Consider the following 21359-nt stretch of genomic DNA (forward strand, 5'->3'; position numbering starts at 1 on the left):
GGCCGACGGGGCGGGCGCCTGGCGCGCCGCGGGCGAGTCGCCCGAGCGGGCCGGGGCGGAGCCGACCGGGGCGGAGCGGGCGACGGCGCCGCGGGCGCCGCAGCTCCCGGGCGTCCCGGCGGGCGACGACGAGACGGTCGCCACGCTCATGCACCGCATGGACGTCCTCGCGACCGCCTGCGAGCTGCTGCTGGACGAGCCGGTGTTCAACGAGACGGTCGCGGTGCGGCGGTGCGCCCGGCTGCTGGCGGCCGAGCTGGCCGACTGGGCGTTCGTCGACCTCACCGGGCACGGCGGCCCCGTGATCGCCGGGCCGGGCGGCGCCACCGCCGCGGACGCCGTCCCGCCGCTGCGCCGCCAGGTCGCGATGGGGCCGGACGACGAGCGGTCCGTCGAGGCGGCGCGGATGCTGGAGGAGCTGGAGCCCGTGCAGGGCACGCTCCCGCACACCGTGTTCATCACCCGGCAGAGCACCGTCCGGCCGCACGTGGACGACCTCGAGCTGCTGGGCGTCTGCCCGGACGGCCAGCCCGTCTGCGCGAAGATCGGCGCGACGTCGGTGCTGAGCGTCCCGATCGAGGACGGCGAGCGGTGCCTCGGCACGATCACGCTGACGGCCAGCGGCGACTACGGGCCGTTCGACCTCATGGACCTCGGCGTCGTGCAGCGCCTCGGCCGGTACCTGGCGCTGGTGATCCGCGCGTCCCGGCTGTACCGGCGGCGCGCCGAGGTCGCCGACACGCTGCAGGCGGGGCTGCTGCCGAAGTCGCTGCCGACGATCCCGGGCGCGTCCGTCGCCGCCCGCTACCTGACGGCGACGCACGGCGCCGCCGAGGTGGGCGGCGACTTCTACGACGTGTTCCGCACCGAGGACGGCTGGGGGCTGATCCTCGGCGACGTGTGCGGGAAGGGCGAGGACGCGGCGGCCGTCACCGCCACCGCCCGGCACTGCGCGCGGCTCGCGGCCCGCTGGAAGCCCACGCCCGGGGACGTCCTCGGCGTCGTCAACGAGGCGCTGCTGGACGAGGACCGGTTCGTCACCGCCGTGATGGCGGGGCTCACGATGGAGACCGAGCGGGTGCTGGTCTCGCTGGGCGTGGCGGGGCACCCGCCGGCGATCGTGGTGCGGGCGGACGGGGTGATCCGGTCGGCGTCGCGGGGCGGGGTGCCGCTCGGGCTGTTCGAGGACTTCGAACCGGGCCTGGACGGCGTCGAGCTGTCCGTCGGGGACACGCTCGTCCTGCACTCCGACGGCGTCCTGGAGGCGTGCGACCTGCAACGGCAGGAGTTCGGGATGGAACGGCTGCTGGAGACGCTCGCCGCGCACGCCAAGGACACGCCGGAGGGCATGCTCGGCGCGGTGGAGCGGGCCCTGCTGGAGTTCTGCGACGGTGACCTGCGCGACGACGTGTCCATGCTGGCGCTGCGGGTCGAACCGCCCTCGCTCGGCTGAGGCCGGGGCCGGGGCCGGGCCGGGGCCGGGCCGCCGCCGGAGCCACCGACCGGGAACGGACAACCCAATCAAAGCGGACTGATCACTTCTTTACCGGGTAATAGCCCGGTCATGAGCGTGGACCCGGCCCGCAAGCCCCGCAACGAGACCGAGCACGAACGTCTCGACCGGCAGCTGCTCGAACTGCTCCAGGGGTTCCGCGTCGCCGTGCCCGGCATGCAGGTGCTGTTCGCGTTCCTGCTGACCGTCCCGTTCGCGGCACGGTTCGACAAGGTCGACGACACCGGCGAGGTCCTGTTCTACATCGCGCTCTTCGGCGCCGCCGTCGCGTCGATCTGCTTCAGCAGCCCGGTGTTCCAGCACCGCATCCTGTTCCGGATGAACAAGAAGGCGACGCTGATCCGCCGCGCCAACCGCCTCGGCATCTGCGGCGGCATCGCGCTGGCGGTGTCGATCTCGGCCGCCACCACGCTGATCGTCCAGACCCTGACCGATGGCTGGTGGGCGGTCGTCACCGCCGCCGTCGTGGGGATGCTGTGCGCGTGGCTGTGGTTCGTCCAGCCGTTCCGGGACCGGATCCGGGCCGCCCGCGACGGGGACGACGACGGCTGACCGCCGCCCTCCCCGCCGCGCGCCGCGTCAGTACGACCGGCCGAAGATCACGCGCTTGCCGTACGCGGACGGCTCCCCGCACTTCACGCACGCGCCCGTCTCCTCCGGCGCGCCGGCCGGGACGACGCGCGGGGTCGCGGCGGTGTCGGCCTTGATCGCGTCCTCGCACTCGGTGCGGCCGCAGTGCAGGGCGCGCGCCCAGCCCTCCGCGACCTGCCCGGCGAAGGCGTCCCAGGAGTCGACGGCGGCGGTGCGCTCCTCGCGGAACGCCTCGGCGCGGGCCAGCAGGAACGACTGGAACTCGGCGAGGATCCCGGGGATCAGCTCCGGCACCTTGTCGAGCGGGATCTGCTCCTTGCCCTGCCCCTCCGCTCTGTTCGTCACGCCGCCCGAACCGACCTCCAGCCGCCGGACGACCGTCGCCACCCCGGCCTCCAGGTCGCGCTTGCCGAGCTCGATCCGGACCGGGACGCCGCGCATCTCCCACTCGTTGAACTTGAAGCCCGGCGAGAGCTGCGGCCGGTTGTCGTCGACGTGCACGCGGATGCCCATCGCGCGGACCGCCGCGCCCAGCCGGCGCGCCTCCGCGGCCGCCTGCTCGCCCTGCTCCTTGCGCCCGATCGGGACGATCACGACCTGGTAGGGGGCGAGGCGCGGCGGCAGCACGAGGCCCTTGTCGTCCCCGTGCGTCATGATCACGCCGCCGATCATGCGGGTGCTCATCCCCCAGGACGTCGTGTGCGCGAGCGTCAGCTCGCCCGCCTCGTCCTGGTACTGGATCTCGAACGCCTTCGCGAAGTTCGTCCCGAGGTAGTGGGACGTGCCGGCCTGCAGGGCGCGGCCGTCCCGCATCATGCCCTCGATCGTGTACGTGCGGACGGCTCCGGCGAACCGCTCGCCCGGCGTCTTCTCCCCCGCCACGACCGGCATGGCCGCCAGCTCGCGCGCGACGGTCGCGTAGGCGTCCAGGGCCCACATCGTCTCGCGCATCGCGTCGGCCTCGTCGGCGTGCGCGGTGTGGCCCTCCTGCCAGAGGAACTCGGTCGTGCGCAGGAACATCCGCGGCCGCATCTCCCAGCGGACCACGTTCGCCCACTGGTTCAGCAGCAGCGGCAGGTCGCGGTGCGAGTCGATCCACTTGGCCATGTACTCGCCGATGACCGTCTCGGAGGTGGGCCGCACGACCAGCGGCTCCTCCAGGTCCTTGCCGCCGGCGTGCGTCACGACCGCCAGCTCCGGCGAGAAGCCCTCGACGTGCTCGGCCTCGCGCTTGAGGTACGACTCCGGGATGAGCATCGGGAAGCACGCGTTGTCGTGCCCCGCGTCCTTGATCCGCCGGTCCAGGTCGGCCTGGAGCAGCTCCCACATGCGGAAACCGTACGGTCGGATGACCATCGTGCCGCGCACCGGGCCGCGGTCCACGAGCTGCGCCTGCACGACCAGCTCGTTGTACCAGGCGGAGAAATCCTCGCTCTGCGGCGTCACACCTTCTCGACTCACGCAGGACAGGGTACTGACCCGCGCCCTCCCCCACCCCCACCGTGCCCTTTCGGTGACCTGACACGCCCGCCCCCGGACGGGCGCCGGCCGCCGCTCCGGTGACCTTGGCGCCTTCTTCGGTAACCTCGCGGGATGCGCTGGTCCCAGATGTTCGTTCCCACGCTCCGCGAGGACCCCGCCGACGCGGACGCGCCGAGCCACCGGCTGCTGCTGCGCGCGGGGTTCGTCCGCCTGCTCGCGTCCGGCCACTACTCGCTGCTGCCGCTGGCGGTGCGCGTCCGCGCCAAGGTGATCGAGGTCATCCGGCAGGAGATGAACGCGATCGGCGGGCAGGAGATGCTGCTTCCGGCGCTGCACCCGGCGGAGCCGTGGCGGCGGTCCGGCCGGTGGGAGCTGATGGGCGAGGAGATGTTCCGGCTCCGCGACCGGCGCGGCGCCGAGCTGGCCCTCGGCATGACGCACGAGGAGATCTTCGCGACGATCGCGCAGGAGCTGCACTCCTACAAGCGGCTCCCGCAGCAGTGGTACCAGTTCCAGACCAAGTTCCGGGACGAGCCGCGCCCCAAGGGCGGCCTCATGCGGACCCGCGAGTTCACCATGAAGGACGCCTACAGCTTCGACGTCGACCGCGCGGGCCTGGACGCGTCGTTCGACGCCTACCACGGCGCTTACACGCGGATCTTCGAACGCCTCGGCCTGCCCGCGCTCGCCTGCGAGGCGTCCAGCGGGACGATGGGCGGCACCGGCTCCACCGAGTTCATGTGCCCCGCCGACGTCGGCGAGGACCTCGTCGCCCACTCGCCCGCCTGCGGGTACGCGGCGAACATCGAGCGGGCGACGTCCCGGCTCGCCCCGGCCGAGGACGAGCCGGGCCCGGCCGTCCCCGAGCGGTTCGACACGCCGGGCGTCCGCACCATCGAGGACCTCCTCGCCTACGACGCGCCCGGCGACCGGCAGATCAAGACGCTCGTGTACGTGCTCGACGGCGCGCTCACGCTCGTCCTGCTGCGCGGCGACCATCCGCTCAACGAGCAGAAGCTCGTGGACGTGACGGGCGCCGCGTCGATCCGCGCGGCGGAACCGGAGGAGATCCGGGAGGCGCTCGGCGCGCTTCCCGGCAGCCTCGGCGCGGTCGGCGCGGGCCTGCCGGTGATCGCGGATGAGGCGCTGCGCGGCCGCCGGAACATGTTCACCGGCGCGAACACCGACGACGTCCACCTGCGCGGCGTGGACGTCGAGCGCGACATCGCCGTCGGCACGTGGGCCGACCTGCGGGAGGTCACCGCCGGGGAGCCGTGCCCGCGGTGCGGGGAGCCGCTGCGGGTGGTCAAGGCCATCGAGATCGGGCACATCTTCAAGCTCGGCGACCGCTACGCCCGCGCGCTCGGCGCCGAGGTGCTGGACCCCGACGGCAAGCAGGTCCCGATCGTCATGGGCAGCTACGGCATCGGCGTCGAGCGCGCGATGGCCGCGATCGTCGAGACCCACAACGACGAGCGCGGCATCGTGTGGCCGCTCGCCGTCGCGCCGTTCCACGTCGCCGTCGTCCCCGCGCAGACCGCCGACGACGTGGTCGCCGCCGCCGAGGACGTCTACGCGGACCTCGCGGCGGCGGGCGTGGAGGTCGTGATCGACGACCGGCCGGAGCGGGCCGGGGTCAAGTTCCGCGACGTCGAGCTGACCGGCATCCCCTACCGGGTGACGATCGGGCGCCGCGCCCTCGCCGAGGGCATGGCGGAGGTCACCGCACGTTCCACGGGCGACACCGAGAAGGTCCCGCTCGACGCGGTCGTGGCGCACGTGCGGTCCCTCGTGACCGGCTGAGCGTTCTACCCTGGTTCACCGGGACGGGCGATTTCGGGAAACGGGGCCATGGCAGAAGTCACCGGGAATGAGGGACGCTGGACGTTCGACGGCGATCTCCTGCGGATCGTCCCGGGGAACGGGCGCGGCGTGCACCGGCTGCGGCGGATCCTCGGCGAGCTCGAGGTCCCGCTGGAGGCCGTCGCCGGGATCGCCTACGAGCCGGGGAAGAAGGGCGGCGTGCTGCGGGTGCGGCCCCGGCAGGGCGCGGACCCCCTCGTGCAGGCCGCGGGCAACGCGCTCGACGAGTCGTCCGACCCGTACCGGCTGCACCTCGACAAGGACGCTTCGGCCCTCGCCGAGTACTTCGTCGACGAGGTGCGCAACGCGCTCCAGATCGAGCAGGTCGGCACCGGGCCGGTGGACCGCTACCTGCTGCCCGGCCCGGGCGTCCCGCTGCGGGCGTCCGGCGGGGAGGGGTCGGTGACGTTCGACGGGGAGACGGTCCGGCTCGACTGGAGCTGGATGGCCGAGCACGCGAAGCAGAAGGCGGGCCCCACGCAGTTCACGCTCGCCGACATCGTGAAGGTCGAACTGCACCCGGCCGTCGGGCTGGACGAGGGCCACCTGCGGTTCCACATCAAGGACCAGGGCGTCCCGCCGAAGCCGAAGCACGACCCGTACTGCCTGACGCTGTGGGGCACGCGGAAGGAGGGGGCCGCCGCGATCGCCGTGGCCGCCGCCGTCGTGGCCCGGCTCCCCCACCCGAGCGGCCCGCCGCCCGAGGACGTCCCGGCCCTGCCCGAGGCGGCCGCCGCCGCGCCCGCCGCTCCGGCGGACGACCACGACGTCCTCCTGCGGCGGCTGCGCGAGCTCGGCGACCTGCACAAGGAGGGCGTCCTCACCGACGAGGAGTTCGCCACCGCCAAGCAGGCCCTCCTCCGCCGCTTCTGACGCCGGTCTCTCCCGCCGTGGCGCGCGGCCGGGACTCCCTGTAGAACATGGGGCATGGCCGATCGCCGTCCGACGCTCGAAGACGTCGCCGCCCGGGCCGGGGTGGGGCGCGGCACCGCGTCCCGCGTGCTCAACGGTTCCGCGCGCGTGAGCGAGCGGGCGCGGACGGCGGTCCTGCGCGCGGTGCGCGAGCTCGAGTACGCGCCCGACGCGGCGGCCCGCGCGCTGGCCGGCGGGCGTGGTCCGGGCGTCCTCGCCGTGGTGCTGGCGGAGGAGCCGGGCCGCCGGCTCGAGCAGCCCTACCTCGGCCGGCTCCTGGACGGCGTCACCGCGGCGGCCGGCGCCGCCGGGACGGCGCTGGCGCTGCACTGGGCGCGGTCGCGCGGCGAGCGCGCGGCACTGGCGCGGCGGCTGCGCGAGCCGCGGACGGACGGCGTCCTGCTGCTGTCCACGCTGCCCCGGGAGCCGCTCGCCGCCCTGCTGCGGCGCGGCGGCGTGCCCACCGTGTCGGCGGGGCGCCCCGGCGGGGCGGAACCCGGCGGGAGGGGCGACGCGGGCTACGTCGACGCCGACAACCGCGGCGGGAGCCGGCGCGCCGTCGAGTACCTGATCGGCCGCGGGCGCCGCCGGATCGCCGCGATCGCCGGGCCGCCGGAGCGGACGGTGGGCGCCGACCGGCTCGCCGGCTACCGGCGGGCGCTGTACGGCCGTCCGGGGCCGGTGGCGTTCGGCGACTTCACGGAGGCGGGCGGGATGCTCGCGATGCGGCGCCTGCTGGCGCGGCGCCCGGACCTCGACGCGGTGTTCGCGGCGTCCGACGTGATGGCCGCCGGGGCACTGCGCGAGCTGGAGCGGCAGGGGCGCCGCGTGCCCGACGACGTCGCGCTCGTCGGGTTCGAGGACGCGGCCGCCCGCCGGCCGACGCTGCCGATGCTCACCACCGTCCACCAGCCCACCGAGCGCATGGGGCGGGCGATGGTGGAGATGCTGCTCGGGTCCTCCGGCCCGGACGTCCGCGCACCGATCGTCTGCGACACCGGCCTGGTCCTGCGCCGGACGGCCTGACCCCGCGCCCCCGACCTCGAAAACCGTTTGACGCGGTCGAGGGCGGGTGCCGAGACTCGGCTCCGGACAGCGATCGCGAGGGGGCGCACCGTGGGGCACGTCGAAGTCGGGCATGTGCGGCATACGTTGCCCGACGGCCGGGTCCTGCTGGACGACGCGTCGTTCCGCGTCGGCGACGGCGTGACGGCCGCGCTCGTCGGGCCGAACGGCGCGGGGAAGACGACCATGCTGCGGCTGATCGCCGGCGACCTGGCACCGCAGGAGGGGACGGTCGCGCACAGCGGCGGGCTCGGCGTGATGCGGCAGTTCGTCGGCAACGTCCGGGACGACTCGTCGGTGCACGACCTGCTCCTGTCGGTGGCGCCGCCGCGCGTCCGCGAGGCGGCGGCGGCCGTGGAGGCCGCCGAGCTCGCGATGATGGAACGCGACGACGAGCCGACCCAGCTCCGCTACGCGACCGCGCTCGCGGGCTGGGGCGACGCGGGCGGCTACGAGATCGAGGTGCTCTGGGACGCGTGCTGCGTCGCGGCCCTCGGCGTCCCCTACGACTCGTGCCGGTGGCGCGAGGTCCGCACGCTCTCGGGCGGCGAGCAGAAACGGCTCGTCCTGGAGGCGCTGCTGCGCGGCCCCGACGAGGTGCTGCTGCTCGACGAGCCCGACAACTACCTCGACGTCCCCGGCAAGCAGTGGCTCGAGGAACGGCTCCGCGAGACGCCCAAGACCGTGCTGATCGTCTCGCACGACCGGGAGCTGCTCGACGCGGCCGCCGACCGGATCGTCACCGTCGAGGCCGGGCAGGTGTGGGTGCACGGCGGCCGGTTCGCGACCTACGCCGACGCGCGCCGCGACCGGAACGAGCGCCTGGAGGAGCTGCGGCGCCGCTGGGACGAGGAGCACGCGAAGCTGAAGCAGCTCGTCATGATGCTCAAGAACAAGGCGACGTTCAACGACTCCATGGCGTCCCGCTACCAGGCCGCCCAGACGCGGCTGCGCAAGTTCGAGGAGGCCGGTCCGCCGGAGATCCCGCCCCGCGACCAGTCGATCAAGATGCGGCTGCGCGGCGGGCGCACCGGCAAGCGCGCCGTGATCTGCGAGGGCCTCGAACTGACCGGGCTGATGAAGCCGTTCGACGCCGAGATCTGGTACGGCGAGCGCGTCGCGGTGCTCGGCTCGAACGGGTCCGGGAAGTCGCACTTCCTGCGGCTGCTCGCGTCCGTCGCCGAGACCGTCCCGCGCGGCACGGCGCCCGTCGCGCCCGTCGCGCACACCGGCGTGGGACGGCTCGGCGCCCGCGTCGTCCCCGGCCTGTTCGCGCAGACCCACGCCCGTCCCGACCTGGACGGGCGGACGCCGTGCGAGATCGTCATGACCGAGCACGCCCGGCTGCGGGGCGACGCGATGGCGGCGCTCGCCCGGTACGAGCTGACGGTCTGCGCCGAGCAGCCGTTCGAGACCCTCTCGGGCGGGCAGCAGGCACGGCTGCAGATCCTCCTGCTCGAACTGGGCGGCGCGACGCTCCTGCTCCTCGACGAGCCCACCGACAACCTCGACCTCGCGAGCGCCGAGGCGCTCCAGGAGGGCCTGGAGTCGTTCGAGGGGACGGTCCTCGCGGTGACGCACGACCGCTGGTTCGCCCGGTCGTTCGACCGTTTCCTGGTCTTCGGCGGCGACGGCTCCGTCTACGAGTCGTCCGACCCGGTCTGGGACGAGTCCCGCGTCGCCCGTCCACGCTGAACCGCCGGCGGCGCGCCCGGCCGCGGCGAGGTTCGACGGCCTCCGCGGGCGCCCCTACCCGGCCGTGCGCAGGGCCGGCAGGTGGCCGGGCTGGGGCGTGGAGCGGTGGACGTCCAGGCCCGCGCGCCCCGGGGCCAGGTGCGGGCGCAGGACGAGGTCGTCGTCGTAGTCGCCGCCCCGCTCCGGCCGGTACGGGACGGGCGCGGCGGTCTCGAGGCCGCGGAGCCGCCCGTCCAGCCGCGCGGTCGCGGCGTCGGCCGTCCGGAGGCGGTCGGCTCCGTCGATGACCAGCGGCGGCAGGACGTCCATGCCGCTGTAGAACAGGGTGCCGTGCAGGAGCGGGAACAGCAGTTCCTCGGCGTCGCCGTGGATGCCGCGCGGCCCGAACCCGGTGGAGCGGGCCCCGGCGGTGGTGACGACGAGGGCCCGCCGCCCCGCCAGGCCGCCGTCGCCGTACCGGCGGGCGCCGGGCAGGCCGAACGCGAAGCCCTGCACGAACACCCGGTCGAACCAGCCCTTGAGGATGGCGGGCATCCCGTGCCACCAGAGCGGGAACTGCACCACGAGCGCGTCCGCCCAGCGGAGCTTGTCCTGTTCGGCACGGATGTCGGGGCTAAGGGTCCCGCCGGCCTGGGCGCGTTCGGACGCGTCGCCCACCAGCAGGCGGTCGCGGGGGTCGTGGCCGAAGTCGCCGGGGCCGACGACGGGGTTCCAGTCCATCGCGTACAGGTCCGACTCGCGGACGCAGTGGCCGAGGCCGCGGAGGGTCTCCACGCCGTGGTCGCGCAGGACGCCGTTGAGGGAGCGGGGCTCGGGGTGCGCGTACGTCCACAGGATGTTCATCGTGACTCCGTTCGATCGGGCTGCGTATCGGGAGCTCGCCGCCGGTCCGGCGACCGTGGCGGCGGGCCCGGCACACTCGATCCTCCTCGCCGGGGGCCGGGGGCCGTGAGTGGCCCGTCGGCCATCATGTGCAAGGATCCGGCCATGGTGCCCGACGACCGCCACCGCCTCGCGGTACTGGTGCGCGACGGCGTGCTGCCGATGGAACTCGGCCTCCTCCACCAGCTCTTCGGGGCCGCGCGCTCGCCGGACGGGACGCCGCTGTACGACGCCCTGACCTGCGGCGTCGAGGCGGGTCCCGTCCGCACCGACGCCGACTTCGCCGTGACGGCCCCGCACGGACTCGACGTGCTCGCCGAAGCCCGCACGATCCTCGTCCCCGCGTCGCACGTGCTGGACGAGTTCTACCCGCCGCCGAACGGCGGGGCCGGACCGCCGGATCGGCACACCAGCCCGCCATACGGAGGCGGACCGGGCGACGAGCGCCACGGGTCGTCGAACGGACCCGCCGGGAGCGGCGATGCCGGACCGCCGGATCGGCACACCAGCCCGCCATACGGAGGCGGACCGGGCGACGAGCGCCACGGGTCGTCGGGCGAACCCGCCGGGAGCGGCGGGGCCGATCCGGTCATCGAGGCCCTGCGGGCCGCCCACGCGCGCGGCGCCCGGATCGCGTCCGTCTGCACGGGCGCGTTCGTCCTGGCGGCGGCGGGGCTGCTGGACGGGCTCCGCGCGACGACGCACTGGCTGTCGTGCGACCGGCTCGCCGACCGCTTCCCGGCCGTCCGCGTCGACCCGGCCGTCCTGTACGTCGACGAGGGCCGCGTCCTGACCTCGGCGGGCGAGGCGGCGGGCATCGACCTGGCGCTGCACATGATCCGCCGCGACCACGGCGCGGCGGTGGCGGCGGACGTCGCCCGCCGCACGGTGGTGCCGCCGCACCGGGAGGGCGGGCAGGCGCAGTTCATCGCGCGTCCGGTGCCGCCCGCGCGGGGCCCGTCGACGGACGCCGCGCGCACGTGGGCGCTGCGGCACCTCGACCGTCCGGTCACCCTCGCGGAGATGGCGGCGCGGGCGTCGATGAGCGTCCGGACCTTCACCCGCCGCTTCCGCGACGAGACGGGCATGTCCGCCGCGGCGTGGCTGACGCTCCAGCGGGTCGAACGGGCACGCGAACTGCTGGAGCGGACGGACCTGCCGGTGGACCGCGTCGCCGAGCACGCGGGCTTCGGCACGGGCGCCTCCCTGCGCGCGCACATGCGGGCGACGCTCGGCGTGTCCCCGAGCGCCTACCGGGCCACCTTCCGCGGCCCGCCCGGCACCTGACGGCATCGGCCGCGCCCCCACCGGTTCGCCGTCGATATCGTCGCTTTCATCAAGGCACGACAATCACCGCGAAACCGCATTTAACCCACATAGAGTGGGTTGGTGACCGACCCCGCCGGAACCTTCCCCGACGTCGCCCGCAGCCTGCAGAACGCTCGCGCGCTCCACGACGAGACGTTCACGCACATGGACGTCGACGAGGTCCTGGACGCCCTGCTGGATCGGGTCCGCGCGATTCTGCGCGTCGACACCGCGGTCGTGCTGCTCACCGATCGCCAGAACCGGTCACTGGTGGCGACGGCCGCACGGGGCATCGAGGAGGAGGTCAGCCAGGCGGTGCACGTCCCGGTGGGAGCGGGCTTCGCGGGGCGCGTCGCCGCCGAGCGCCGCCCGGTCTACATCGAGGACGTCGCCGACGCGAACATCTTCAATCCGCTCCTGGTCAAGCGGGGCCTCCGTTCCCTGCTCGGCGTCCCGCTCATCGCGGACGGGACGCTGGTGGGGGTGCTGCACGTGGGGACGACGGTCCCGCGCCGGTTCACCACGGACGAGACGCAGTTCCTGGAACTCGCCGCCGCCCGCGCGGCGCTCGCGGTGCGGTACCAGCTCACCCGGGCGGAACGGGCGGGCGCCCTGGAACTGCAGCGCAGCCTCGTGCCGGCCGCGCTGCCCGAGCTGCCGGGGCTCGAGATGGCCGCGCGCTACCGGCCGGGCAAGGCGAGCGTCGGCGGCGACTGGTACGACGTGTTCCCCTCCCTTCGGGCGAGATCGGCATCGTGATGGGAGACGTGGCGGGGCACGGCTTCGGGGCCGCCGTGATCATGGGACGGCTGCGCAGCGCGCTGCGCGCCTACGCGCTGGAAACGAACGACCCCACCGAGACGCTCACAAAGCTGAACAGGAAGGTCCTCCATTTCGAGCCGGACGTGACGGCGACCGTCCTGTACGCGGTGTGCGATCCCTCCCTGGAGCGGGTCCGGCTGGCCTCGGCCGGACACTGCCCGCCGGTGCTCGCATCGCCGGGGCGCCCGGCGCGGCCCGTCGACATGAAGCTCGGCGTCCTGCTCGGCCTCGGCGGGGGCGTGGTCCGCGAGACCACCACCATCGACCTTCCGCCGGGCTCCGTGCTGTGCTTCTACACCGACGGGCTCGTCGAGCGGCGCGGCGGCACGGTGCCGGACGGGATCGACGCCCTGTGCGACGCGGCGTACGCCGGCCCGCCCGAGGCGGTGAGCGCCGCGGTGATGGGGTCGCTCATCGGCCGCCGGCTCCCGGAGGACGACGTCGCGCTCCTGGTGGTGCGCCGCTCCCCCGCCTGACGTCCGTCCGGGTTCCCGCGGCGCTCACGGCTCGGGCGCCGGTTCGATGGACTGCGCGTTCCGGAAGATGTCGAGCGGGTCCCAGCGCGCCTTGACCCGTTGCAGCCGCGGGTACGCGTCTTTGTAGTAGAGCTTGGACCAGTGCTGGCCCGAGGTGTTCCAGTGCTCGTCGCCCAGGTCGACGTCGGGGTAGTTGATGTAGCAGCCGTCGGTGTTGCCTCCCACGATGGGGACGCCGCCGGTCTCGGCGAACGTGGCCCGGTAGGTCTCGCGGATCCACCTCAGATTCTCGGCCTCGTCGCCCTCCGTGTCGTCGCTGGGGCGCCGCCAGTACACCTGGTACTGCATCTTCATGATCGAGTCGCGCTGCGGTGCGGCCGTGTCGTAGGGCGGGTCGTTGACCGCGGAGCCGTAGGAGTCGATCTGGATGAGCGCCTCCTTGTTCTTGAACTTCTTGAAGCTCTCGTTTCCGAGGTAGTTCCACATCGCCTCGATCTGCGCGTGGGTGAACGGGCTCTGCACGTAGGCGGACTTGTACTTGCCGCAGCGGTTCTGGCCGGAGGAGTTGAGCGCCTGCGTGGCGGTCAGCCAGGGCATCAGCCGCGGCGACCAGGCGTCGGGGACGGCCGCGTGCTCGGCCGCCGAGTACAGCATCGGCCGCGAGTCGGGAACGGCGTCGGAGTCGACGGCGTGCAGGAAGTCGAGCATCGCCGCGGTGCCCTCGTCGTCCTCGTCGTCGCTCTCGGCGTCGACCTGCACGGTGAGGTTGATCGTCCCGGCGGCGCGGTGGTTGAGGGCCAGCAGGGCGAACAGGCGGCCGGAGGCGGTCCGGGGGTCCTGGTGTTCGGCGAACCATGTGCCGTAGGCGTCCAGCAGACGGGTGAAGGAGCCCTTGTCGAAGTCGCTCCAGTTCCAGGAGCGCGCGGTCAGCAGCACGGTGCGGGGCGGGACGGGCGGGTCGCGGAACCAGAACCGGGTGACGACGCCGAAGTTGCCGCCGCCCCCGCCGGTGTGGGCCCACCACAGGTCCCGGCGGTCGGGGTCGGGGTCGTCGCGGGTGGCCACCACGAGCTCGACGGTGCGGCGCTCGGTGACGACGGCGACCTCGACGGCGTACAGGTAGTCGACGGTCAGGCCCGCCTGTCTGGACAGCAGCCCGTACCCGCCGCCGGTGATGTGCCCGCCGAGGCCCACCGAGTAGCACGACCCGCCGGGCAGCGCCCGTCCGGACATGGGGTACAGGTGGCTGTAACCGTGCCAGTTGGTCGCCCCGGACTCCACGCACCATGCCTCCAGGGCCGGGTCGTAGTACACGTCGCACATCGGGCTGACGTCCAGGATCACCCGGACGTCGTCGCCGCAGACGAAGTCCTCGTAGCAGTGGCCGCCGGAGCGGACGGTGATGCGGTCGCGGAAGTCGTCGGAGGGTTCCTGGTTGACCGCCTCCGTCAGCGCGGTGACCACGCCCTGGGGAGAGGTCACCATCCGCACGTAGTCCGGATCGGCGATCCACCGCTGGTTGAAGCCGCGGCTGAGGGCGGGATAGCGGACGTCGTCCGGCCGGACGGTGACGGTGGGCGGCACTGGAGGGTGACTCATGAGCGCTGCTCTCCCTAGGAAGCGAGCCGGCTACTGAGAGTCCATTGTGGTCACCCAAAGTCAGTAATTGAACGCGCAGAGTAGTAGATCGTTGGTAGATCATTACGGCAGGCTCGGGGGCGACTCCAGCGCGGCGAGCTCGATGCCCGGGGCGTCCAGGACGACGTCGCCGGCCAGGTGCACCCGGGTGATCTCGCCGGTGGACAGGTCCGTGACGTCGTAGCGCACGACGGGCAGCGGTTCCGTCTCGGTCTCGTGGACGGACGTGCCCGCCCGGCGCCAGCGCCACGGCGCGGTGAGCGGCGCCAGGGACGGGCCGCCGAACGAGACCAGGCGGACGTCCCGCTCCGCGCCGTCGTCCAGGTCGAGGGCACGGGCGACGGCGACGAGGAAACCGGGCGAGCCGGACATGAACCCCGCCGCGTGCTCGGTGTGCTCCGTGCCGGTGCCGGTGCCGCCCGACGCGCGCACCCATGCGACGTCCGGGCCGGTGACGCCGCCGCGCACCCACCACTCGGGCGCGACCAGCTCGACGCGGATCTGCCGCCACCGGGAGTCCACGACGATGTCGGTGCGCAGGCCGGGACGGGACGAGGTGTAGCGCCACCCGCCGGGGCCGGGCGCGCAGTGGAATCTCTCTTCCAGGTCGCCGTCGAGGTGCAGGTAGACGCCGGCGGGCATCAGGACCCGATCCGCCAGGAATGCAGGTAGTCCTCCTGGTCGGGGGTCAGGACGTCGATGGCCACCGACATCGAGGCGAGCTTGAGGCGCGCGACCTCGCCGTCGATCTCGGCGGGCACGTCGTGGACGGCCGGGGCGAGGCCCGCGTGGGCCGTCGCGAGCCACGCGCAGGTGAGGGCCTGGTCGGCGAACGACATGTCCATCACCGCGGCCGGGTGCCCCTCGGCGGCGGCCAGGTTGACCAGCCGCCCCTCGGCCAGCAGGACGAGCCGCCGGCCGTCGGCCAGCACGTACTCGTCGGCCTGCGGGCGGACGCCCCGGTGCACCTGGACGGCCATCGCGTCCAGTGCCCGGACGTCGATCTCCACGTCGAAATGCCCGGAGTTGGCGAGGATCGCCCCGTCCTTCATCACCGCGAGGTGATCGGCGTTCACGACGTCGCGGTTGCCGGTCACGGTGATGAACACGTCGCCGTGCGGCGCCGCCTCGGCCATCGGCTGGACGGTGAACCCCTGCAGGGCCGCGTCCAGGGCCTTCACCGGGTCGATCTCGGTGATGACGACCCGGGCGCCGAGCCCGCGGGCCCGTTCGGCGAGCCCCCGCCCGCAGTACCCGAACCCGGCGATCACGATCGTCTTGCCCGCGAGGAGGGTGTTCGTCGCCCGCACGATCCCGTCGAGCGTCGACTGGCCCGTCCCGTACCGGTTGTCGAACATGTGCTTGGTCGCGGTGTCGTTCACCGCCACCACCGGGAACCTGAGCGCCCCCTCCTGCACCATCTGGTGCAGCCGGATGACGCCCGTGGTCGTCTGCTCGCATCCCGCCTTGACGGTGCCGAGCAGGTCCTCCCGGTCGGTGTGCAACGTGTTGACGAGGTCGCACCCGTCGTCCAGGACCAGGTCGGGTTCCGTCTCGAGGGCGCGGTGGATGTGCGCGTAGTACCCGTCGCGGTCGATCCCCGCCCGCGCGAACACCTGCGCGCCGAACTCCTCGGCGAGCGCCGCGGCGACGTCGTCCCGGGTGGACAGCGGGTTGGACGACGCCAGCGCCACGCTCGCGCCGCCGGCCTGCAGGGTCCGGATGAGCCCGGCCGTCTCCGTCGTCACGTGCATGCACGCCGCGACGCGCACGCCGTCCAGCGGACGCTCGGCCGCGAACCGCTCCCGGATCTGCCGCAGCACCGGCATGCTGCGATCCGCCCACTCGATCCGCTTGACGCCCTCGTACGCGAGCGACCCGTCAGCGATATCGCTCATGTGCTCCCCTAGAGAAGGCCGATGCCGGACGAGCGAAATCACCCGTCCGGCATGACCCTATTGACCGATCGCCCAGCCGGCGTCCCTCACACGGTCACCCACCCCGCCCACCGGCCCCCGGCCAGAGCGGACCGTCACCACTGCGATTGCGAGCGAAGCCAGGTTCGAGCGAAGCGAGAACCTGATCGCGCAGCGAGCCCCTGGGCGAGTCGAAGCGATGCAGCAATCGCAGCAAGGCCCGTGGAAGGAAGGCCCCCTAGGGGCCTGACGCCGAGGGGCTTGCAAACAGACTCAGTACCGGTAGTGGTCCGGCTTGTAGGGGCCTTCGACGTGGACGCCGATGTAGGCGGCCTGCTCCTTGGTCAGCTCGGTGAGCTTGACGCCGAGGGCGTCGAGGTGGAGGCGGGCGACCTTCTCGTCCAGGTGCTTCGGCAGGACGTACACGCCGACCGGGTACTCGTCGGTCTTGGTGAACAGCTCGATCTGCGCGATGACCTGGTTGGTGAAGGAGTTCGACATGACGAACGAGGGGTGGCCGGTGGCGCAGCCCAGGTTCATCAGCCGGCCCTCGGCCAGGACGATGATGGAGTGGCCGTCGGGGAAGCGCCACTCGTGGACCTGCGGCTTGATCTCGATCTTCTCGATGCCGTCGATCTTGGCGAGGCCGGCCATGTCGATCTCGTTGTCGAAGTGACCGATGTTGGACACGATGGCCTGGTGCTTCATCCGGCTCATGTGGTCGGCCGTGATGATGTTGAAGTTGCCCGTGGTCGTCACGAAGATGTCGGCGGTGTCGACGACGTCCTCGAGGGTGGTGACCTGGAAGCCGTCCATGGCGGCCTGCAGGGCGCAGATCGGGTCGATCTCGGTGACGATCACGCGGGCGCCCTGGCCCTTGAGGGCCTCGGCGCAGCCCTTGCCGACGTCGCCGTAGCCGCAGACGACCGCGACCTTGCCGCCGATGAGGACGTCCGTGGCACGGTTCAGGCCGTCGATGACGCTGTGCCGGCAGCCGTACTTGTTGTCGAACTTCGACTTGGTGACCGAGTCGTTGACGTTGATGGCCGGGAAGGCGAGCGTGCCGGCCTTCGCCATCTCGTAGAGCCGGTGGACGCCGGTGGTGGTCTCCTCGGTGACGCCCTTGATCGCGGCGGCCGTCTCGGTCCAGCGGCCGGGCCGCTCGGCGATGGTGCGGCGGAGGGTCTCGAGGATGACGCACCACTCCTCGGGGTCGTCCTCGGTCGCGGCCGGGACGGCGCCCGCCTTCTCGTACTCGGCGCCCTTGTGGACGAGCAGGGTCGCGTCGCCGCCGTCGTCGAGGATCATGTTCGGGGCGCTGCCGTCGGGCCACTGCAGGGCCTGGTCGGTGCACCACCAGTACTCTTCGAGGGTCTCGCCCTTCCAGGCGAAGACCGGGACGCCCTTGGGGTCGTCCTTCGTGCCGTCCTTGCCGACGACGACCGCGGCGGCGGCGTGGTCCTGGGTGGAGAAGATGTTGCAGGAGACCCAGCGGACGTCGGCGCCGAGCTCCACCAGCGTCTCGATGAGCACGGCCGTCTGGATGGTCATGTGCAGCGAGCCCATGATCTTCGCGCCGCGCAGCGGTTTGGCGTCGGCGTACTCTTTCCGTACGGCCATCAGACCGGGCATCTCGTGCTCGGCGAGCCGGATCTCCCGGCGCCCGAAGTCCGCCAGCGACAGGTCGGCGACCTTGTAGTCCATGCTTTCGTAGCTCCTTGGTGTTGCGCGTCCGCGAGGGTCGACGCCCGCGAGTCTACGGGCGGACCCGCGCCGGAGGCATGCTCCGGGGCGACTTTCTGACACGGATTTGTCAGAATCGACCCCATGCGCATCACTGAGGCCGCCCGCAGGCTCGGCACGTCGCCCCGCATGCTCCGCTACCGGGAGACGCTCGGGCTGCTGCCCGCCACCCGGGAGCGGGGCGGGCACCGCAGGTTCGGGGACGCCGAGCTGCGGGCCGTCGCGCTCGCGCTGGCGCTCGAGAAGCGCTACGACGTCGGCCCGGCCGAGCTGGCGTTCGGGCTGCGGGTGCTGGCCGAACCGGAGGTGCAGGCGCGGGTGCGCGAGCTCGGCGAGCGGATCGGACGGCTGTCGGCGCCGCCCACGCGCGCGCTCGATTTCGAGAAGGAGAAGGCGATGCGGCTGCTTCGCCGCCGCTGAGCGCGGGATCCGGTCGGCGAACCGTGCACCGCCGGGCCGTCCGAAACGGCGTCCCGCCCGGTTCACCGGCGGGTTCTTCCCGGGCGCGGAGCCGGGTGGCGCGACTCACACTGTCCAAGAGACATCTATGTCTGTTTGACTTCTCGTGACCTTGCCGCGCTCGGAAGGGAAGTCCGGATGTCTCGCACGTTCCTCAAACTCTGCGCCCTCGGGGCGCTGCTGGCCGCCGTGCTCACGGTCCCGGCCACCGCCGCCCAGGCGCGGACGACGCACGCGATCGGCCCCGGCTCGGGCATCGTCCCGAGGCTCGTCCTTGACTCGGAGGGGCAGGTGGCGGGGTTCACCGTCTGCACGCTCACCGCGGTCGGCCACGACGCCGCGGGCAACCTGGTCGGGCTGACCAACGCGCACTGCTTCATCGACGACGCCGGCAACGAACTGGTGGGCCAAGAGGTCCATCTGGACACGACGCCGCCCGGGACGGCCGCGAACCCCGCCCCGCTGGAGATCACGCAGGAGACCGCGGAGATCGGCCCGATCGGCGAGGTCACCTACGTGAGCACCCCGAACAACTACGTCGCCGGAGGACCGTTCGGGCTCGACTACGCGGTCATCAAACTCGACCCCGCGAAGGTCACGCCGACGCCGACGGTCACCAGCCCGTCCGGCACCACGACCGTCACGTCCATCGGCGAGGTGCCCCCGTACGGCACCCGCATGTGCAAGCAGGGGCACCGCACCGGCATGACCTGCGGCGCCACGCTCGGCCGTGACGGCCTGTGGTACTGGACCCTGATCTGGACGTGGGGCGGCGACTCCGGCGCGCCCGTCGTCAACGGGAACGCGCTGGTCGGCAGCGCCTGGGGCGCCCAGCACTTCACCCCGATCGCCAGCATCCTCGCCGACATGGACGAGCAGGGCGGCGTCGGCGCCGGGTTCACCCTCGGCTGACGGCGGCGCGGACGCGGCCGGGCCCGTTCCCCGGCCGCGCACCGCTACCCGGCGGTGCTCTCCCCGGGGACGACGACACCCGACTCGTACGCGAGCATGACGGCCTGCGCGCGGTCGCGGAGGCCGAGCTTGGTGAAGACGCGGGCGACGTGCGTCTTGACGGTGTGCTCGCTGACGACGAGGCGCCGGGCGATCTCGGCGTTCGACAGGCCGCCGGCGATCAGCACGAGCACCTCGGTCTCCCGCGCGGTGAGCGTGGCCAGCTCCGCCGGGGCCTGCGGGCGGCTGCGGCGCTGCCTGCTGAACTCGCGGATGAGCCGCCCGGTGACCTGCGGCGCGAGCAGCGAGTCGCCGCGCGCCACGACGCGGACGGCCGACACCAGCTCGTCGGCGGTCGCGTCCTTCAGCAGGAAGCCGCTGGCGCCGACGGCGAGGGCGTCGTAGACGTACTCGTCCACGTCGAACGTCGTCAGCACCAGGACCCGGACGTTGTCCGCGCCGGGCAGCGCCAGGATGCGGCGGGTGGCCTCGATGCCGTCCATGCCCGGCATGCGGATGTCCATGACGACGACGTCGGGCCGGTTCAGCTCCGCGAGCCGCACCGCCTCCCGTCCGTCGCCCGCCTCGCCCGTGACGGTGATGTCGTCCTGCGCGGCGAGCAGCGCGGCGAACCCGGCCCGCACGATCGTCTGGTCGTCGACGATCAGCACCTTGATCACCGTTGCCGCCCCGCGTTACCGAGGTCGTCCGCCCCCATCACCCGGCTCCTCCCTGTGCAGCGGAAGCTCGGCCTCCACCAGGAACCCGCCGTCGGCGGCGGGACCGGCGGAGAACCGCCCGCCCAGCATCGTCGCACGTTCCCGCATCCCGACGAGACCGTGTCCGGCGGACGGGACGCCCTCCGGTCGCGTCCGTCCCGCGTCGCCGGGATCGAGGACGGCCGTGCGGGACGCGTCGTCGCGGTGCAGGACCATGGTCGGGTCGGACGGCGGGCGCCCGGGCGGCGCGGGGGCGGCGCGGCCGTCGTCGCGGACGCGGACGGCGACCCGGTCGGGCAGGAACGTCAGGTCGACGCGCACCTCGGCGCCCGGGGCGTGCCGCCGCGCGTTCGTGAGCGCCTCCTGGACGATCCGGTACGCCGACAGCTCGACGGTCGCGGACATGGCGTGCGGGTCGCCGTGGACGGCGAGGTCGACGCGGCCGCCCGCGCCCCGGTGCTGCTCGATGAGGTCGGGCAGCCGGTCGAGGCGGGGCTGCGGCGAGTTCGCGGCGTCCGGTTCGGGCTTGGCGTCGGCACGCAGCACGCTGAGCAGCCGCCGCATCTCCACCAGCGCCTCGCGGGCCGTCTTCGCGATCTCGGTGTACCCCTCGCGGGCCTCCGGGGAGAGGTTCTGCATCGTGTACGGGGCGGTCTCGGCCTGCACGGCGATCATCGACACGGAGTGCGCGACGACGTCGTGCAGCTCGCGGGCGATCCGGGCCCGCTCGCGCATGACCGCCTGCTCGCGCTGGACGGCGGTGAGCCGGGTGAGCGTCTCGTTGGCCCGTTCGGCCGCCGCGGTCTCGGTGCGGCCCGCCGTCTCGACGACGCTGCGGGCGTCGCCGAGGCCGATCGCGGCGAGGACGGCGATGACCGCCGCGGGCCACGGGACGTCGTCGAGGGTGAACGTCGTCAGGTACACGACCGCGACGGTGACGACGCTGCCGACGGCGAGCACCCCGGTGGACTGCCGCGGGAGCCCCCGGCCCAGCGCGTACAGCGTGTAGAGGGCCGCGAACCCGGTCGTCAGCAGGATCGTCTGCCCGGTGAGCAGGCTCGCCGCGAACGCGCCGAGCACGACGGCGGCGACGGGCCGCAGGTACTCGCGGCGCCACACCAGCGGGAACGTCGAGGCGACCGCGAACCCGCCCGCGAGGCTGATCGGGGTCTCCGCGCGCGGCGCCAGCTCGGCGAGCGCGGCGACGGTGAGCGCGAGGCCGGTCAGCGGCGCGAAGTACCAGGACCGGACGGCCTCGGACCACGCGCCGGCCCACCGCGGCAGCGGCGCCGTCCGCCCCGCGGGGGGCGCCGCGCCGGGCGGG

The 21359-nt window shown here is 73.4% G+C and carries 19 protein-coding genes; 11 read left to right on the forward strand and 8 right to left on the reverse strand.

The features are described 5' to 3' along the window. Both ACFQ11_RS31695 and ACFQ11_RS31700 read left to right on the forward strand, forming a co-directional pair. On the forward strand, positions 1-1453 hold a 1453-nt coding region (locus tag ACFQ11_RS31695; protein ID WP_378305404.1), incomplete at its 5' end, for a PP2C family protein-serine/threonine phosphatase. Positions 1454-1564: 111 nt separating this feature from the next. Next, positions 1565-2065 carry a DUF6328 family protein gene (locus tag ACFQ11_RS31700; RefSeq protein ID WP_378305406.1) on the forward strand — a complete coding sequence of 167 codons (501 nt, stop codon included), beginning with the start codon at positions 1565-1567 and terminating at the stop codon, positions 2063-2065. Between the two features lie 27 nt (positions 2066-2092). Here the strand turns inward: ACFQ11_RS31700 and proS are convergent, their stop codons facing one another. Next, positions 2093-3565, reverse strand: a complete 1473-nt coding sequence (gene proS / locus ACFQ11_RS31705; RefSeq protein ID WP_378305409.1) for a proline--tRNA ligase — start codon at positions 3563-3565, stop codon at positions 2093-2095. Positions 3566-3697: 132 nt separating this feature from the next. On the opposite strand from proS, the gene ACFQ11_RS31710 reads away from it, so the two are divergent. The 4 genes from ACFQ11_RS31710 (at position 3698) to ACFQ11_RS31725 (ending at position 9121) form a co-directional block, all read left to right on the forward strand. Then, positions 3698-5389 carry a proline--tRNA ligase gene (locus ACFQ11_RS31710; RefSeq protein ID WP_378305411.1) on the forward strand — a complete coding sequence of 564 codons (1692 nt, stop codon included), beginning with the start codon at positions 3698-3700 and terminating at the stop codon, positions 5387-5389. Positions 5390-5437: 48 nt separating this feature from the next. Further along, complete coding sequence (locus ACFQ11_RS31715; protein ID WP_378305413.1) at positions 5438-6322, forward strand: DUF4429 domain-containing protein; 885 nt, start codon at positions 5438-5440, stop codon at positions 6320-6322. A 54-nt stretch (positions 6323-6376) separates the two neighbouring features. Beyond that, complete coding sequence (locus tag ACFQ11_RS31720) at positions 6377-7387, forward strand: LacI family DNA-binding transcriptional regulator (protein ID WP_378305416.1); 1011 nt, start codon at positions 6377-6379, stop codon at positions 7385-7387. Between the two features lie 90 nt (positions 7388-7477). Next, positions 7478-9121, forward strand: coding sequence for an ABC-F family ATP-binding cassette domain-containing protein (locus ACFQ11_RS31725; RefSeq protein ID WP_378305418.1), 1644 nt, complete (start codon positions 7478-7480; stop codon positions 9119-9121). Positions 9122-9175: 54 nt separating this feature from the next. Here ACFQ11_RS31725 and ACFQ11_RS31730 read toward each other — a convergent pair whose 3' ends face one another. Next, a complete protein-coding gene (locus ACFQ11_RS31730) occupies positions 9176-9964 on the reverse strand; it encodes an NAD(P)H-dependent oxidoreductase (protein ID WP_378305420.1) in 789 nt (262 codons plus the stop codon). Positions 9965-10108: 144 nt separating this feature from the next. On the opposite strand from ACFQ11_RS31730, the gene ACFQ11_RS31735 reads away from it, so the two are divergent. From ACFQ11_RS31735 to ACFQ11_RS31745, 3 genes are all read left to right on the forward strand, one after another. Beyond that, entirely contained in the window at positions 10109-11290 is a 1182-nt protein-coding gene (locus ACFQ11_RS31735) for a GlxA family transcriptional regulator (RefSeq protein WP_378305423.1), read from the forward strand. Between the two features lie 102 nt (positions 11291-11392). Beyond that, complete coding sequence (locus ACFQ11_RS31740) at positions 11393-12070, forward strand: GAF domain-containing protein (protein ID WP_378305425.1); 678 nt, start codon at positions 11393-11395, stop codon at positions 12068-12070. Then, positions 12070-12609: a PP2C family protein-serine/threonine phosphatase gene (locus tag ACFQ11_RS31745; protein WP_378305445.1), complete on the forward strand. Its 540-nt coding sequence runs from the start codon at positions 12070-12072 to the stop codon at positions 12607-12609. Before ACFQ11_RS31740 ends, ACFQ11_RS31745 begins: the two co-directional genes overlap by 1 nt. Positions 12610-12633: 24 nt before the next feature. Here the strand turns inward: ACFQ11_RS31745 and ACFQ11_RS31750 are convergent, their stop codons facing one another. The 4 genes from ACFQ11_RS31750 to ahcY (ACFQ11_RS31765) all read right to left on the reverse strand — a co-directional run bounded on the left by ACFQ11_RS31750 (position 12634) and on the right by ahcY (ACFQ11_RS31765) (position 17867). Then, a complete protein-coding gene (locus tag ACFQ11_RS31750) occupies positions 12634-14208 on the reverse strand; it encodes a BBE domain-containing protein (protein ID WP_378305427.1) in 1575 nt (524 codons plus the stop codon). Positions 14209-14310: 102 nt separating this feature from the next. Then, complete coding sequence (locus tag ACFQ11_RS31755; protein WP_378305430.1) at positions 14311-14889, reverse strand: hypothetical protein; 579 nt, start codon at positions 14887-14889, stop codon at positions 14311-14313. Beyond that, on the reverse strand, positions 14889-16145 hold the full coding sequence (ahcY, locus tag ACFQ11_RS31760) for an adenosylhomocysteinase (protein WP_378305432.1): 1257 nt from the start codon (positions 16143-16145) through the stop codon (positions 14889-14891). The genes ACFQ11_RS31755 and ahcY (ACFQ11_RS31760) overlap by 1 nt, the downstream gene beginning before the upstream one ends. 291 nt (positions 16146-16436) lie before the next feature. Beyond that, on the reverse strand, positions 16437-17867 hold the full coding sequence (gene ahcY, locus ACFQ11_RS31765) for an adenosylhomocysteinase (protein ID WP_378305434.1): 1431 nt from the start codon (positions 17865-17867) through the stop codon (positions 16437-16439). A gap of 123 nt (positions 17868-17990) precedes the next feature. Between ahcY (ACFQ11_RS31765) and ACFQ11_RS31770 the strand changes: the two genes are divergently transcribed. After that, on the forward strand, positions 17991-18326 hold the full coding sequence (locus ACFQ11_RS31770) for a MerR family DNA-binding transcriptional regulator (protein WP_378305437.1): 336 nt from the start codon (positions 17991-17993) through the stop codon (positions 18324-18326). Between the two features lie 177 nt (positions 18327-18503). Further along, positions 18504-19277, forward strand: a complete 774-nt coding sequence (locus ACFQ11_RS31775; RefSeq protein WP_378305439.1) for a trypsin-like peptidase domain-containing protein — start codon at positions 18504-18506, stop codon at positions 19275-19277. A gap of 44 nt (positions 19278-19321) precedes the next feature. On the opposite strand, the gene ACFQ11_RS31780 is transcribed toward ACFQ11_RS31775, so the two are convergent. Then, entirely contained in the window at positions 19322-19996 is a 675-nt protein-coding gene (locus ACFQ11_RS31780) for a response regulator (protein ID WP_378305441.1), read from the reverse strand. A gap of 15 nt (positions 19997-20011) precedes the next feature. Then, a partial coding sequence (locus ACFQ11_RS31785; protein WP_378305443.1) for a sensor histidine kinase occupies positions 20012-21359 on the reverse strand: 1348 nt, incomplete at its 5' end.

The sequence above is a fragment of the Actinomadura sediminis genome, from assembly GCF_042675525.1.
In the GTDB taxonomy this organism is placed as follows: Bacteria; Actinomycetota; Actinomycetes; order Streptosporangiales; family Streptosporangiaceae; genus Spirillospora; species Spirillospora sediminis.

Excerpts from the sequence above, each read along its gene's own strand:
- ACFQ11_RS31700 (WP_378305406.1), top strand. The coding sequence starts at position 1,565 with ATGAGCGTGGACCCGGCCCGCAAGCCCCGCAACGAGACCGAGCACGAA.
- ACFQ11_RS31710 (WP_378305411.1), top strand. The coding sequence starts at position 3,698 with ATGCGCTGGTCCCAGATGTTCGTTCCCACGCTCCGCGAGGACCCCGCC.
- ACFQ11_RS31715 (WP_378305413.1), top strand. The coding sequence starts at position 5,438 with ATGGCAGAAGTCACCGGGAATGAGGGACGCTGGACGTTCGACGGCGAT.
- ACFQ11_RS31720 (WP_378305416.1), top strand. The coding sequence starts at position 6,377 with ATGGCCGATCGCCGTCCGACGCTCGAAGACGTCGCCGCCCGGGCCGGG.
- ACFQ11_RS31730 (WP_378305420.1), bottom strand. The coding sequence starts at position 9,964 with ATGAACATCCTGTGGACGTACGCGCACCCCGAGCCCCGCTCCCTCAAC.
- ACFQ11_RS31735 (WP_378305423.1), top strand. The coding sequence starts at position 10,109 with ATGGTGCCCGACGACCGCCACCGCCTCGCGGTACTGGTGCGCGACGGC.
- ACFQ11_RS31745 (WP_378305445.1), top strand. The coding sequence starts at position 12,070 with ATGGGAGACGTGGCGGGGCACGGCTTCGGGGCCGCCGTGATCATGGGA.
- ACFQ11_RS31750 (WP_378305427.1), bottom strand. The coding sequence starts at position 14,208 with ATGAGTCACCCTCCAGTGCCGCCCACCGTCACCGTCCGGCCGGACGAC.
- ACFQ11_RS31755 (WP_378305430.1), bottom strand. The coding sequence starts at position 14,889 with ATGCCCGCCGGCGTCTACCTGCACCTCGACGGCGACCTGGAAGAGAGA.
- ahcY (WP_378305432.1), bottom strand. The coding sequence starts at position 16,145 with ATGAGCGATATCGCTGACGGGTCGCTCGCGTACGAGGGCGTCAAGCGG.
- ahcY (WP_378305434.1), bottom strand. The coding sequence starts at position 17,867 with ATGGACTACAAGGTCGCCGACCTGTCGCTGGCGGACTTCGGGCGCCGG.
- ACFQ11_RS31770 (WP_378305437.1), top strand. The coding sequence starts at position 17,991 with ATGCGCATCACTGAGGCCGCCCGCAGGCTCGGCACGTCGCCCCGCATG.
- ACFQ11_RS31775 (WP_378305439.1), top strand. The coding sequence starts at position 18,504 with ATGTCTCGCACGTTCCTCAAACTCTGCGCCCTCGGGGCGCTGCTGGCC.